Genomic DNA, 13,852 nt, shown 5'->3' on the forward strand with positions numbered 1-13,852 from the left:
TAATTTCGCAAGTGGGCCAAACATGCAGAAGCTCGACCCCGCCATTCTCTCCGTGCTGGACGAGGCGCACGTCCGCAATCTCCTGTCGATGGAGCAGTCCAATGCGGACGTGCTGGTGCACAGCAGCGAGGTTCCGAGCGGCTATGTCGTTCCCGTGCACAGCCATCGGCGCACCCAGGTGCTTTGCGTCTTCGCCGGCGTCGTGGTGGTCTCGACCGAGCGCGGGCGGTGGATGATCCCGCCGGGGCATGCGCTGCTGATCCCGCGCGGGCTCGAGCATTCGGTGGAGATGTACAGCGACGTCAGCATGCGCTCGATCTACGTCCTCTCGCCCGTCGGCCGGGCCGCGGCCGACGCACCGACGGTGCTGGAGGTTTCCGCGCTCGCCCACCATCTTTTGGCCGAGGCGATCCGGCTGAAGGGTCAGGAGGACGATGGCCGCCGGGAGGATCTGGTGATGGCGCTGCTCGTCGACGAGATCGGCCGGCTGCCGGAGCAGCCGCTCGGCCTGCCGTTCCCGGCCAGCGGCCGGCTGACCGCGCTCTGCCGCGAATTTCTCGACCGTCCCATTCCCGGCGCCAAGATCGACGACTGGGCGGGGCGTCTGAACATGAGCCGCCGCTCGTTCACCCGCCTGTTTCGCGAGGAGACCGGGGTCAGTTTCGCCACATGGCGGCAACAGGCCTGCATCTTCGCCTGCATGCCGCGGCTTGCGCGCGGCGAGCCGGTGACGACGGTCGCGCTCGATGCCGGCTATGAAAGCGTCCCGGCCTTCATCACCATGTTCAAGCGCATGCTCGGCGCCTCGCCGCGCAGCTATTTCACCGCCCGCCAGGCGGCCGCCTGAGGCGATGCGTCTCAAAAAGACCGGCAGACGCCGCCCCTGGGGCACTGTTCCTCGCGACGCTTTGGGATTAGGAAGGATGGGCGGGACCCAAATCGGGACGCAACCGGGAGCGCTGGCCGCACGGGGAGTGGACGTGTCGAGGACAATTCTGATCATCGGGATAGGCGCTGGCAATCCCGAGCACATGACCGTTCAGGCGATCAACGCGCTGAACCGCGCGGACGTGCTTTTGATCCCGACCAAGGGGGAGGAGAAGGCCTTCCTCGCCGACATGCGCCGCGACATCTGCGAGCGCTACCTCACCAATCCGAACACCCGCATCCATGAATATGCCGTGCCCCGGCGGCGCACGGACGGCGCTTACGGCGACGGCGTCGACGACTGGCACCATGCGATCGCGCGGATCTACGAGGACCTGATCCTCGAACGCTCGGGCGCGGAGGAGACGATCGGCCTGCTCGTCTGGGGCGACCCGATGCTCTACGACAGCACGATCCGCATCGTCGAGCATGTGCGCGCCTCCGGCCGCGTCGCCTTCGAGCTCGAGGTGATCCCCGGCATCACCAGCATCCAGGCGCTGTGCGCCAGCCGGAAGATCGCCTTGAACCGCATCGGCCTGCCGGTGCAGGTCACCACCGGACGCAAGCTCTCCCAGGGATGGCCTGCGGGCGCGGACGATGTCGTCGTCATGCTCGACGGCGTCGAGGCGTTTCGCTCCGTCGACGATCCCGGGGCGGAAATTCACTGGGGCGCCTATCTCGGCACGCCGCTGGAGATCACGGTTTCCGGCCGGCTCGGCGAGGTGGCGGAGACGATCTCCGACCTGCGCGGCCGGGCGCGGCAGGAGCACGGCTGGATCATGGACACCTATCTGATCCGCCGGACCCCGGGGCAGGCCGGCGAGGGCGAGGCATGATGACGCCCACGCACAAGTCTGCGCCCATGCCCATGCCCATGCCGGCTGGAACAGGCTTTCCGGCCGTGGCCTCGCCCGCTCCGTCCCTGCGTCGTGGCGCCTGCCCGTCGCTGGCGACCCCGATGCAGACCGGGGACGGGCTGCTGGTGCGGCTGCGCCCGTCGCGCCCGGGCCTCACCCCCGGCGACTACATTTGCCTTGCGCGGCTTGCCGCAGACCACGGCAACGGCCTGCTGGAGGTCACCGCCCGCGGCAACCTGCAGCTTCGCGGCCTGAAGGCGGAGACGGTTCGGCGTCTTGCCGAAGGGCTCGACGACGCCGGTATCGACCTTAACCGCGGCGTGGCGGTGGAGACGCCGGCGCTGTCGGGGCTGGATCCGGACGAGATCGCCGATGCGACGAAGCTCGCGACGGCGATCCGTGCGGCGATCGCCGGGCCGCTGTCGATGCTGCGGCTGGCGCCGAAGCTCGCGATCGTCGTCGACGGCGGCGGGCGGCTGAGCCTTGCCGACCAGGTGGGCGACATCCGGCTCGACGCCGTTCGCCGGGGGGAGGGCCAGTTCTGGCGGCTGTCGATCGGTGGCGACGCGCGCACGGCGCAGCCATTGGCGGCGGTCGCGGACGGGGATGCGATCCCGGCGGTTGCGATCCTGCTCAGGGCGCTGGACGGGATGGGCCCTGCGACGCGCGGCCGCGACCTCGACGCCGGGGCCTTGCGGAGCGCGCTGGCGCCGATGACCGTCGATGCGGACTTTCCGGCCGTGCCGGCGTTTCCGCCGTCGCCGGTCGGCCGTCACACGGTCGGGGTGCGGCCGGTGCTCGGCCTCGGCCTGCCCTATGGCGCCACCGACGCCGCCACGCTGGAACGGCTGATGCGCGGGCTTGCCGGGCTGGGCGAAGCCGAGATCCGGCTGTCGCCACACCGGGCACTGCTGGTGCTCGGCCTGGCCGCAGGGGCGATCGATGCCGCGGCGGGACTGGCGGAGGCCGCCGGATACTGGACGCGCGCGGATGCGCCGGGCAATGCGATCGCCGTCTGCGCCGGTGCCCGCGGCTGTGCGTCGGGAACCTTCGACACGAAGGCGGTCGCCGACCTGCTGGTGTCGAGCGCGCCGGAGCTGCTGGACGGATCGATGACCGTCCATGTCTCCGGATGTCCAAAGGGGTGCGCGCATCCGAAGCCGGCCACGCTCGCCCTCTCCGGGCAGGCGGCCGGGATCGGGCTGGTATTCGACGGCCGCAGCGATGCCGCCGCGCTTTCGACGCTGGCGCCGGAGACGATCGGCAGAACCATGGAACGGCTCGCGGCGCTGGTCCGAAAGACGAAATCGAAGGGAGAGACGGTGCGGCAGGCAATCGAGCGGCTCGGTGCCGCAGCGATCGCCGACATCGTCCGGCAAGGCAGACAATGACAGACTACGACTACATCAAGGATGGCAACGCCATCTACGAGAAATCATTCGCGATCATCCGCGCCGAGGCCGACCTCGCCCGGTTCTCGGAGGACGAGGCGGACGTGGCCGTGCGGATGATCCATGCATGCGGACTGGTCGAGGCCGCCGCGCACATCGAATTCTCGGCGGATCTCGTTTCGGCCGGCCGGGCGGCGCTTGCGAACGGCGCCCCGATCTTCTGCGACGCGGAGATGGTGGCCCGCGGGGTGACGGCGGCACGGCTGCCGGCGGAGAACCAGGTGGTCTGCACGCTGCGCGACCCGCGCACGCCCGAAATCGCCCGCGAGATCGGCAATTCGCGCTCGGCCGCGGCCATCCGGCTGTGGCTGGAGCGGCTGGCCGGCTCGGTGGTGGCGATCGGCAACGCGCCGACGGCGCTGTTCTACCTGCTGGAACTCTTGCGCGACGGGGCGCCGAAGCCGGCTGCGATCCTCGGGATGCCGGTCGGCTTCGTCGGGGCGGCGGAATCGAAGGCGGCGCTGGCGGAGAACTCCTATGGCGTTCCCTATGCCATCGTTCGCGGCCGCATGGGCGGCAGCGCGATGACGGCGGCCGCGCTCAACTCGCTTTCGAGGGCGGGCCTGTGAGCCGGCCCGCGACGGGACGCCTCTATGGCGTGGGAACAGGGCCGGGCGACCCGGAGCTCCTGACGCTGAAGGCCGTACGCGCGATCGGCGAGGCGGACGTGCTCGCCTTCTTCGCCAAGGCCGGCCGCTCCGGCAACGGCCGGGCGATCGTCGAGGGGCTGCTGAAGCCCGGCACGATGGAGCTGCCGCTCTACTATCCGGTCACCGTCGAGATCGACAAGGAGCACGCCGACTACAAGAGCCAGATCACCGCCTTCTACGACGCATCGGCGGCGGCCGTCGCCGAGCATCTTGCCGCCGGCCGCACCGTTGCCATCCTCTCGGAGGGCGATCCGATGTTCTACGGCTCCTACATGCACCTGCACGTGCGCCTGTCGGACCGCTTCCCGACCGAGGTGATCCCCGGGATCACGGCGATGTCCGGATGCTGGTCGCTGTCCGGCCTGCCGATCGTTCAGGGCGACGACGTGCTTTCGGTGCTGCCCGGCACCATGGGCGAAGACGAGATGTCGCGCCGGCTGGGGGATACGCAGGCGGCCGTGATCATGAAGGTCGGGCGCAACCTGCCGAAGATCCGCCGCGCGCTGTCGGCGTCCGGCCGCCTCGTCGAGGCGATCTATGTCGAACGCGGCACGATGCCGGAGAGCCGCGCGGTGCGGCTGTCGGAGAAGCTCGACGACAGTGCGCCCTATTTTTCGCTGGTGCTCGTCCCGGGGTGGAGCGGCAGGTCATGAGCGGCACGCTCTACGTGATCGGCACCGGTCCCGGCGATCCGGACCAGATGACGCCGGAGGCGGCGCGCGCGGTTTCGGCCTCGAGCGAGTTCTTCGGCTATTTCCCCTATATCGACCGGCTGTCGCTGCGGCCGGACCAGAAAAAGGTGGCCTCCGACAATCGCGAGGAGCTGAACCGGGCGCAGGCCGCCCTGCTGCGGGCGGCCGAGGGGGTGAACGTCTGCGTCGTCTCCGGCGGCGATCCGGGCGTCTTCGCCATGGCGGCCGCCGTCTGCGAGGCAATCGACGCGGGGCCTTCCGAATGGCGGGCGATCGATCTCGTCGTCGTCCCCGGCGTCACGGCCATGCTCGCCGTCGCCGCCCGCATCGGCGCGCCGCTCGGCCATGACTTCTGCGCGATCTCGCTCTCCGACAACCTCAAGCCCTGGGCGGTGATCGAGCGCCGGCTGCGGCTGGTCGCCGAGGCGGGGCTGGTGACCGCGCTCTACAATCCGATCAGCAAGGCGCGGCCCTGGCAGCTCGGCAAGGCGTTCGAAATCCTGCGCGAGGTGCTGCCGGGACAGACGCCGGTCGTCTTCGGCCGGGCCGCCGGCCGGCCGGACGAACGCATGCTGGTGATGCCGCTCGGCGAAGCGGATGCGGAAAGGGCCGACATGGCCACCTGCGTCATCATCGGCTCGCCGCAGACGCGGGTGATCGCCCGCGACGGCCGCCCCGATCTCGTCTACACGCCGCGCTTCCTGCCGCCGGAGGCGACATGACCGATCAGCGCCAGCGCCTCGTCGATCGTCTGCGCCGTGGGAACATGGCCGCTGCCGGTGCGCTCGACCATGATGACGGGCAGGCCCAGCGTGCGGGCAGCCGCGATCTTGGCGTAGGTCGCCGCGCCGCCGCTGTTCTTGGAGACGACGACGTCGATGCGGTGGTCCCGCAGGAGCGCGACCTCGTCGGCCTCGACGAAGGGGCCGCGGGCGAGAACGTAGTCGACCTCGGGAACCGTCAGCGGCGGATCGAGCGGATCGACGCTTCGAACGAGGTAGGCGTGCTGCGGAGCGGCATTGAAGTGATGAGCCTCCTGGCGGCCGATCGCGAGGAAGACTCGGCGCGGTTCGGCGCCGAGGGCGGCGACGGCGTCCGGCAGGGAGGCGACCGGCGTCCAGCGATCGCCCGCGACCGGTCGCCAGCCGGCCCGCTGCAGCCGGATCATCGCCGTGGCCGTCCGTTCGGCGGCGCGTTCGGCATTGGCCGAGATCTGCCTGGCGAAGGGATGGGTGGCGTCGATCAGGAGATCGATGCGGTTGTCGGCGAGATAGCCGGCCAGTCCCTGCACGCCACCGAAGCCGCCGGTGCGGACGGGGACGGGCTGCGGCGCGGGGTCGAGGGTGCGGCCGGCAAGCGACAGCGTCACCTCCAGGTCACCGCGTTGCGCCAGCCGGCCCGCCAGTTCGCGGGCTTCCGCCGTGCCGCCCAGAATGAGGATGCGCTGCTTGTCCACGCCTGATCGGTCCAAAATGCCTGCCGCGGCCCCATGGCTCACCATCGTCGGGATCGGCGAAGATGGTCTAGCCGGTCTTTCCGACGCGGCCAAGGCGGTAATTGCGAAGGCGGAGGTCGTCTTCGGCGGCATGCGGCACCTCGAACTGGCGGCGGCCGCGATCACCGGCGAGGCCCGGCGGTGGCTCAGCCCCTTCGAGCGTTCGGTCGAGGCGGTGGTCGCCGCACGTGGCCGGCCGGTCGTCGTGCTTGCCTCGGGCGATCCGTTCTTCTTCGGCGTCGGCGTGACGCTGTCGCGGACGATCGCGCGCACGGAAATGACGGTGCTGCCGGCGCCCTCGGCCTTCAGCCTCGCCGCATCGCGCCTGGGCTGGGGGCTCCAGGAGACGATCTGCCTTTCGCTGCACGGCCGGCCGATCGACCTGATCCGGCCGCATCTGCATCCGGGCGCCCGCATCCTGGCGCTGACCTCCGACGGCGATGGGCCGGCGGCACTGGCGGGCCTGCTTTCGGAAGCCGGATTCGGTTGCTCGTCATTGACGGTGCTGGAAGCGCTCGGCGGCCCGCGGGAGCGGGTGAGCACCCATCAGGCGGATACGTTCGCGCTTGCGGCAGTCGACATGCTGAACGTCTGCGCGGTCGACGTCGCGGCCAAGGCGGGCGCCCGCGTCCTGCCCTACGCGCCGGGGCTCGACGACGCGCTGTTCGAGCACGACGGCCAGATCACCAAGCGCGAGGTGCGGGCGCTGACGCTTTCGGCGCTGGCGCCGCGCCGCGGCGAGCTCCTGTGGGACATTGGCGCAGGCTCCGGGTCGATCGGGATCGAATGGATGCTGGCCGATCCGTCGCTGCGGGCGATCGCGGTGGAGGCGGTGCCGGAGCGGGCGGCGCGCATCCGCCGGAACGCGGCGCAGTTCGGCGTGCCGGGGCTTGCCGTGGTGGAGGGCCAGGCGCCCGGAGCGCTGAGCGGCCTGCCTGAGCCCGATGCGATCTTCATCGGCGGCGGCGGCAGCGAGGACGGCGTGTTTGCGGCCGCCGTCGCGGCGCTGAAGCCGGGCGGCCGGCTGGTCGCCAATGCGGTCACGACGGAGATGGAGGCCGTGCTGCTGGCCGCGCAGGCGAAGCTCGGCGGCACGCTGGTCCGCATCGACATCGCCCGCGCCGCGCCGGTCGGAACGATGACGGGCTGGCGGCCGGCGATGCCGGTGACGCAATGGAGCTGGGCGAAGCCGGCGAATGATTGAGGTGACCGGGGGCCCGCGGGCCCTGCACACAATGCGACAGACTGGGAACCGGACCGGTTGTGCAGACGCATGTGGGCGCACGGCCATCCAGGGGACAAGGCGACCGCGGCCGGGACGGCCCTGCGGCAGGATCGAGGAAAGACCATGACCGTTCATTTCATCGGCGCGGGGCCGGGGGCCGCCGACCTGATCACCGTCCGCGGGCGCGACCTGATCGGCCGCTGCCCCGTCTGCCTGCACGCAGGCTCCATCGTCTCGCCGGAGCTCCTGCAATACTGCCCGCCGGGTGCTCGCATCGTCGATACCGCGCCGATGTCGCTCGACGAGATCGAGGCGGAATATCTGCGCGCGGCGCAGGCGGGCGAGGACGTGGCGCGGCTGCATTCGGGCGATCTTTCGGTCTGGAGCGCAGTTGCCGAGCAGATCCGCCGGTTGGAGAAGCACGGCATCGACTACACACTGACGCCCGGGGTGCCGTCCTTTGCGGCGGCGGCGGCGGCGCTGAAGCGGGAACTGACGATCCCGGCGGTGGCGCAGAGCCTCGTGCTCACCCGCGTTTCCGGCCGTGCCTCGCCGATGCCGAACCGGGAGACGCTGCAGGGCTTCGGCGCGACGGGGGCGACGCTTGCGATCCACCTCGCCATCCACGCGCTCGACCAGGTCGTGTCGGAGCTGGCGCCGCTCTATGGCGCCGACTGCCCCGTGGCGATCGTCGTCAAGGCCTCCTGGCCGGACGAGCGGGTCGTGCGCGGCACGCTCGCCGACATCGCTGCGAAGGTCGCCGAGGAGCCGATCGAGCGGACGGCGCTGATCTTCGTCGGAAGGACGCTCGCGGCGGAGGATTTCCGCGAAAGCTCCCTCTACGATCCGGCCTACCAGCGGCGGTTCCGGGGACGAGGGGAATAGGCGTCAGCGGACAGTCAGGCCGGCAAGGGCCAGGAAGCGGTCGATCATGGCGTTGACCTGGCCGGGCACTTCGAGCTGGCAGAAATGGCCGGAGCCGACCGTCTGCCCGGCCATCAGGTGCGGAATGAGCTGCAGCAGGCGGGCCATGTCGCTGCGCGGCGACGGCTCGTTGGCGGCAATGTAGAGGCTCGGCGACAGGACGGGCACCTGGCCGGCGGCGGGGTCGAACGCTGCGAGCCCGCGATAGGCGCCGACCACCACATGCTGCGGGGCGGCCGTCATCGCCTGCAGGATCTGCGCGCGCCGCGCGGGGTCGTCGCTTTCGAGGAAGAACGTGGTCGTCACCAGCCGGCGCAGTTCGTCGCGGTAGTCGGGGCCGCTCAGCTTCTCGGCGATCGGCCCCATCATGGCGCGTGCCGCCGCCGGCCGGGCCACCGCCGAATCGATCATGACGATGCCGGCGGCAAGGTCCGGCCAGCGGGCGGCGATGTCGTAGGCGACGTTGCCGCCCATGCTGTGGCCCAGGAAAACCGGCCTTGCCAGGCCGAGTTCGCCGCACGCCCACACCACATCGTCGGAAAAGCCGGATATCGGATAGGGCTGGTCCGGCGCGTCACTGCGGCCATGGCCTCTCAGGTCGAGGGAAAGGATCGCATGGCCGGCAGCCGCGAGGTGTTCGCGCTGCGGGGCGAGGAAGCTCAGATCGCAGCACCAGCCGTGCAGCAGCACGACCGGCGGCGCGCCGCCGTCGTCCCATTCGTAATACAACGCCGTCCCGTCGCGGTGCAGATAGGGCATGCGGCAACTTTCGGCGGCTCCGGCCCGCTTGTCAAACGGGGCGGTGGCGCGAGCGCGAGACATCGCGCCGCTGGTCGGCCGGGCACCGCCCGGGTACGCGGCGGAACGGCGGGTTGCAGTCGCTTCGTCGTCTACTCCGCCGCCACCGCCGCGGGCGCCGGCACATAGTTCAGCACCGGGCCGAGCCAGCGTTCGACCTCGGCGACGTCCATGCCCTTGCGCGCCGCATAGTCCTCGACCTGGTCGCGCTCCACCTTGGCGACGCCGAAATAGTAGCTTTCGGGGGAGGCGATGTAGAGACCGGAGACGGAGGAGCCGGGCCACATGGCCATGCTTTCGGTCAGGTTGACGCCGATCTGTCGTTCCGCGTCGAGCAGGCGGAAGAGCGTCGTCTTCTCGGTATGGTCGGGCTGGGCCGGATAGCCGGGGGCGGGCCGGATGCCGGCATAGGGCTCGGCGATCAGTTCCTGCGGCGTGAAGGCCTCGTCCGGCGCATAGGCCCACAGCTCCTTGCGGACATATTCGTGCATGCGCTCGGCGAAGGCCTCGGCGAAACGGTCGGCCAGCGCCTTGACCAGGATCGAGGAATAGTCGTCGTTGGCGCGCTCGAAGCGCTCGGCGATGGCGATCTCGCCGATGCCGGCGGTGACGACGAAGCCGCCGAGATAATCGTGGCTGCCGCTGCCGACCGGTGCGACGAAGTCGGAAAGGGCGAGGTTCGGCCGGCCGTCGCGCTTCGACAGCTGCTGGCGCAGCGTGTAGAAGGTCGCAAGCTCCCCGGTCCGTCCGTCGTCGGTGAAGAGACGGATGTCGTCGCCAACGGCATTGGCCGGCCAGAAGCCGACGACCGCCTTCGGCGTGAACCATTTCTCGGCGATGATCTTTTCCAGCATCGCCTGGGCATCGGCGAAGAGCTGGCGGGCGGCCGCCCCCTGCTTCTCGTCGTCGAGGATCTTCGGATAGACGCCCTTCAGTTCCCAGGTCTGGAAGAACGGCGTCCAGTCGATGTAGCGGGCGAGCTCGGCCAGGTCCCAGTCCTGCCAGGTGCGGGTGCCAAGGAAGGACGGCGTCTTCGGGCGATAGGCGGACCAGTCGGGCCGGAAGGCGTTCTCGCGGGCTCTGGCGAGCGGCAGGCGCTTCTTCTCCGCCTCGCTGCGGGCGTGGGCGTCGGCGACCTTGCGGTATTCGGCCTGCAGGGTCTCGACATAGCCGGGCCTGATGTCGGCCGACAGCAGGCTCGCGACGACGCCGACGGCGCGGCTGGCATCGGTGACGTAGACCGCCTGGCCGCGGCTGTAGCGCGGGTGGATCTTGACGGCAGTGTGGACGCGGCTGGTGGTGGCGCCGCCGATCAGCAGCGGGACCTCGAAACCCTCGCGCTCCATCTCGCTCGCCACATGCGCCATTTCGTCGAGCGAGGGGGTGATGAGGCCGGACAGGCCGATGATGTCGACCTTCTCGGCCTTCGCCGTCTCGAGGATCTTCGTCGCCGGCACCATCACGCCGAGGTCGATGATCTCGTAGTTGTTGCAGGCGAGCACGACGCCGACGATGTTCTTGCCGATGTCGTGCACGTCGCCCTTGACGGTCGCCATCAGGATCTTGCCGGCGCTCTGGCGTTCGCCGCCGCCGCCATTGGCGAGCTTCTCGGCCTCCATGTAGGGCAAGAGCAGGGCGACGGCCTGCTTCATGACGCGGGCGGATTTCACCACCTGCGGCAGGAACATCTTCCCGGCCCCGAAAAGGTCGCCGACGACGTTCATGCCGGCCATCAGCGGGCCCTCGATGACGTGCAGCGGCCGTTCGGCGCCCTGCCGCGCTTCCTCCGTATCGGCCTCGACGAATTCGGTGATGCCGTTGACGAGGGCGTGCTCGAGGCGCTTCTCCACCGGCCACTCGCGCCAGGCGAGGTCCTTCTCCCTGGCCTCCTTGCCGGCCGCGCCCTTGAAGCGTTCGGCGATCTCCAGCAGGCGCTCGGTCGACGTCCCGCCGGCTTTCGGAACGCGGTTCAGCACCACGTCCTCGCAGGCTTCGCGCAGGTCGGGTTCGATCGTGTCGTAGACGGCGAGCTGACCGGCATTGACGATGCCCATGTCCATGCCCGCCTGGATGGCGTGGTAGAGGAAGACCGCGTGCATCGCCTCGCGCACCGGCTCGTTGCCGCGGAAGGAGAAGGAGAGGTTGGAGACGCCGCCGGACACGTGGACGTGCGGCAGGGTGGCGGTGATCTCGGCCGTCGCCTCGATGAAGTCGACGCCGTAATTGTCGTGCTCCTCGATGCCGGTGGCGACCGCAAAGATGTTCGGGTCGAAGACGATGTCTTCCGGGGCGAGGCCGGCGACCTCGGTGAGGAGCCTGTAGGCGCGGGTGCAGATCTCGACCTTGCGCGCCCTGGTGTCGGCCTGGCCCTTCTCGTCGAAGGCCATGACGACGACGGCGGCGCCATAGGCACGCACGAGTTTCGCATGGTGCAGGAAGGCTTCCTCGCCTTCCTTCAGTGAGATCGAATTGACCAGCGGCTTGCCCTGCACGCATTTCAGGCCGGCCTCGATCACCTCCCATTTCGAACTGTCGATCATCACCGGCACGCGGGCGATGTCCGGCTCGGCGGCAATCAGGTTGAGGTATTCCACCATGGCCTTGCCGGAATCGATCAGGCCTTCGTCCATGTTGATGTCGATCACCTGTGCGCCGTTCGCCACCTGGTCGCGCGCGACGTCCAGCGCTGCGGCATAGTCGCCGGCGGTGATCAGCTTGCGGAATTTCGCCGAGCCGGTGACGTTGGTACGTTCGCCGACGTTGACGAAGGGGATGGCCTCGGTCAGCGTGAAGGGCTCGAGGCCGGAAAGGCGCATGTGGCGCGGAATGTCGGGGATCGGCCGCGGCCGGTGGCGTGCGGCCGCGGCGGCGATCGCCTCGATATGCGCCGGCGTCGAGCCGCAGCAGCCGCCGACGATGTTGACGAGGCCGTCGCGCATGAAGCCCTCGATCTGAGCGGCCATCTCCGCCGGCGTCTCGTCATACTTGCCAAACGCGTTCGGCAGGCCGGCGTTCGGATAGGCGCAGACGAAGGTGTCGGCGACGGACGAGATCTCGTCCAGATGGGCGCGCATGGCGTTGGCGCCGAGCGCGCAGTTCAGCCCGATCGAGAAGGGCCGCGCGTGGCGGACCGAGTTCCAGAACGCCTCCGGCGTCTGGCCGGACAGGGTGCGGCCGGACAGGTCGGTGATGGTGCCGGAGATCATGATGGGCAGCTCGATGCCCTTTTCCTCGAAGACTTCGCGGGTGGCGAAGATCGCGGCCTTGGCGTTCAGCGTGTCGAAGATCGTCTCGATCAGGATGATGTCGGCGCCGCCGTCGATCAGGCCGCGGACCTGGCCGGCATAGGCGAGCCTGAGATCGTCGAAGGTGACGGCGCGGTAGCCGGGATTGTTGACGTCCGGGGAGATCGAGGCGGTGCGGTTGGTCGGGCCGAGCGCGCCGGCGACGAAGCGGCGCCGGCCGTCCTTTTTCTGCGCGCGCAGGCCGGCGCGGCGGGCAAGGCGTGCGCCGTCGCGGTTGAGCTCGTAGACCATGTCCTCCATGCCGTAGTCGGCCTGGGCGATGGTCGTCGACGAGAAGGTGTTGGTCTCGAGGATGTCGGCGCCGGCCAGCGCGTAGCGATAGTGGATGTCCTCGATCGCGGCCGGCTGGGTCAGCGTCAGGAGGTCGTTGTTGCCCTGCTGGTGGCAGGCGCAGTCGCCGAAGCGGCTGCCGCGGAAATCGTCCTCGACCAGGCCCAGCGTCTGGATCTCCGTTCCCATCGCGCCGTCGAGCACGAGGATGCGCTCACGCGCGGCGGCATGGAGCGCCTCGGCGATGTCCTTGCCGTTGCGGGGTGGAAGTTCCGGACCGAAAAGGTCGTCGAGGTCGGCCGATGCCATGGCGAAGCCCTCCGATGCAGCATGTCTGCATCGGAGATCACATAAAGATATGTTTATGTCAATATGTCTTTATGTTGCTTCAGTGCGGCCTGCCCGTTCGCCCCGCCAGCTGTTCGAACAGCCTCCGGAGCCGGACGATGTCCGGATCGCGGTCCTGATAGGGTGCGAGCTTGCTGATTTCCTTTGCGGCCGCCACGGCGAGATCGGCGCCGCGCGGCTGCCACAGCAGCCAGGAGATGAAGACGGATTCCGGCCTGCCGGAGCCGGAGGGTTCGGAATTGATGATGGCAGACATTTGACTTCCCCAATCTTGGAATTGGGGGATGACCGGACGCACGCATGCTGGAGTTCCGCTTCGACGCGGAGCAAGCGCACCCGTGGGACACCCCGCCCATGGACGTTACGAGTTCATCAGGGCAGGTCTCCTGGCTTGCGGGTCGTCGCTTCTGTCCGGCCTTCCCGACGCTTTCGCGCCAGTGGCATGGGGGACAGCGGCTCGCCGCCTACAGTTGCGGGGGCAGCGCCGGAATGGATGGTTTCCCATCGCACCGGCTTCCCTCTTCGCTTCCTCATCTTCGACGATTCGGAAGAACCCTGATGGCCGCAAGGTGGCTCGGCAGCGGGGCCGCTGTCAACGCGGCAAAAGGCGTTGTCGACCGAAATGAATCCGGAACGGAACCGAATCGGCGGCGTCGCGTTCAGGCCCCGTTCACCGCTGATCGCGTAGGGCAGTCGCGGTATATAATGGCCTATCTATTGTCGGAGTGGACTTGCCCTGCCTTCCAGTTCTGTTGCAACAGCCTGCCATTGCGGCTAAAGAATGCCGTTTTCATGCGTCACTCAGTCAAGCGGGATATGGATATATCGTCCGTTGCAGTTCGCCCACGAACCGATGGGCGCGTGCCCGTGCGTCTTGGTCCTTCCGACGGGCCGTCGCGGAGGAAACGAA

The 13,852-nt window shown here is 69.2% G+C and carries 12 protein-coding genes and 1 riboswitch; of the genes, 8 read left to right on the top strand and 4 right to left on the bottom strand.

The window, feature by feature from the left end:
• Positions 1-22: 22 nt before the first annotated feature.
• The 6 genes from P0086_RS11695 (at position 23) to P0086_RS11720 (ending at position 5,299) form a co-directional block, all read left to right on the top strand.
• Positions 23-847 carry a helix-turn-helix transcriptional regulator gene (locus P0086_RS11695; RefSeq protein WP_275785584.1) on the top strand — a complete coding sequence of 275 codons (825 nt, stop codon included), beginning with the start codon at positions 23-25 and terminating at the stop codon, positions 845-847.
• 133 nt (positions 848-980) lie between these two features.
• Positions 981-1,763: a precorrin-6A synthase (deacetylating) gene (gene cobF, locus P0086_RS11700; protein WP_275785587.1), complete on the top strand. Its 783-nt coding sequence runs from the start codon at positions 981-983 to the stop codon at positions 1,761-1,763.
• Between the two features lie 38 nt (positions 1,764-1,801).
• Complete coding sequence (gene cobG / locus P0086_RS11705) at positions 1,802-3,175, top strand: precorrin-3B synthase (RefSeq protein ID WP_275786173.1); 1,374 nt, start codon at positions 1,802-1,804, stop codon at positions 3,173-3,175.
• Positions 3,172-3,804, top strand: a complete 633-nt coding sequence (locus tag P0086_RS11710) for a precorrin-8X methylmutase (RefSeq protein ID WP_148191966.1) — start codon at positions 3,172-3,174, stop codon at positions 3,802-3,804. The genes cobG and P0086_RS11710 overlap by 4 nt, the downstream gene beginning before the upstream one ends.
• Positions 3,801-4,538 (top strand): precorrin-2 C(20)-methyltransferase, encoded by a 738-nt coding sequence (locus P0086_RS11715; RefSeq protein ID WP_275785589.1) that lies wholly within the window; start codon positions 3,801-3,803, stop codon positions 4,536-4,538. The genes P0086_RS11710 and P0086_RS11715 overlap by 4 nt, the downstream gene beginning before the upstream one ends.
• Complete coding sequence (locus tag P0086_RS11720) at positions 4,535-5,299, top strand: precorrin-3B C(17)-methyltransferase (RefSeq protein WP_275785591.1); 765 nt, start codon at positions 4,535-4,537, stop codon at positions 5,297-5,299. The genes P0086_RS11715 and P0086_RS11720 overlap by 4 nt, the downstream gene beginning before the upstream one ends.
• On the opposite strand, the gene P0086_RS11725 is transcribed toward P0086_RS11720, so the two are convergent.
• Positions 5,263-6,033 (bottom strand): cobalt-precorrin-6A reductase, encoded by a 771-nt coding sequence (locus tag P0086_RS11725; RefSeq protein WP_275785594.1) that lies wholly within the window; start codon positions 6,031-6,033, stop codon positions 5,263-5,265. The genes P0086_RS11720 and P0086_RS11725 overlap by 37 nt on opposite strands.
• Before the next feature lie 16 nt (positions 6,034-6,049).
• On the opposite strand from P0086_RS11725, the gene cbiE reads away from it, so the two are divergent.
• Complete coding sequence (cbiE, locus tag P0086_RS11730) at positions 6,050-7,276, top strand: precorrin-6y C5,15-methyltransferase (decarboxylating) subunit CbiE (protein ID WP_275785596.1); 1,227 nt, start codon at positions 6,050-6,052, stop codon at positions 7,274-7,276.
• A 144-nt stretch (positions 7,277-7,420) separates the two neighbouring features.
• Complete coding sequence (gene cobM / locus P0086_RS11735; RefSeq protein WP_275785598.1) at positions 7,421-8,182, top strand: precorrin-4 C(11)-methyltransferase; 762 nt, start codon at positions 7,421-7,423, stop codon at positions 8,180-8,182.
• Between the two features lie 3 nt (positions 8,183-8,185).
• On the opposite strand, the gene P0086_RS11740 is transcribed toward cobM, so the two are convergent.
• The 3 genes from P0086_RS11740 to P0086_RS11750 all read right to left on the bottom strand — a co-directional run bounded on the left by P0086_RS11740 (position 8,186) and on the right by P0086_RS11750 (position 13,198).
• Positions 8,186-8,980 (bottom strand): alpha/beta hydrolase, encoded by a 795-nt coding sequence (locus tag P0086_RS11740; protein ID WP_275785601.1) that lies wholly within the window; start codon positions 8,978-8,980, stop codon positions 8,186-8,188.
• A 131-nt stretch (positions 8,981-9,111) separates the two neighbouring features.
• Positions 9,112-12,903 carry a methionine synthase gene (metH, locus tag P0086_RS11745; RefSeq protein WP_275785603.1) on the bottom strand — a complete coding sequence of 1,264 codons (3,792 nt, stop codon included), beginning with the start codon at positions 12,901-12,903 and terminating at the stop codon, positions 9,112-9,114.
• 79 nt (positions 12,904-12,982) lie between these two features.
• Positions 12,983-13,198, bottom strand: coding sequence for a hypothetical protein (locus tag P0086_RS11750; RefSeq protein WP_275785606.1), 216 nt, complete (start codon positions 13,196-13,198; stop codon positions 12,983-12,985).
• Between the two features lie 102 nt (positions 13,199-13,300).
• Positions 13,301-13,515: riboswitch (cobalamin riboswitch) on the bottom strand.
• Between the last annotated feature and the right edge of the window lie 337 nt (positions 13,516-13,852).

The organism is Mycoplana sp. MJR14, assembly GCF_029210525.1.
GTDB lineage: Bacteria > Pseudomonadota > Alphaproteobacteria > Rhizobiales > Rhizobiaceae > Mycoplana.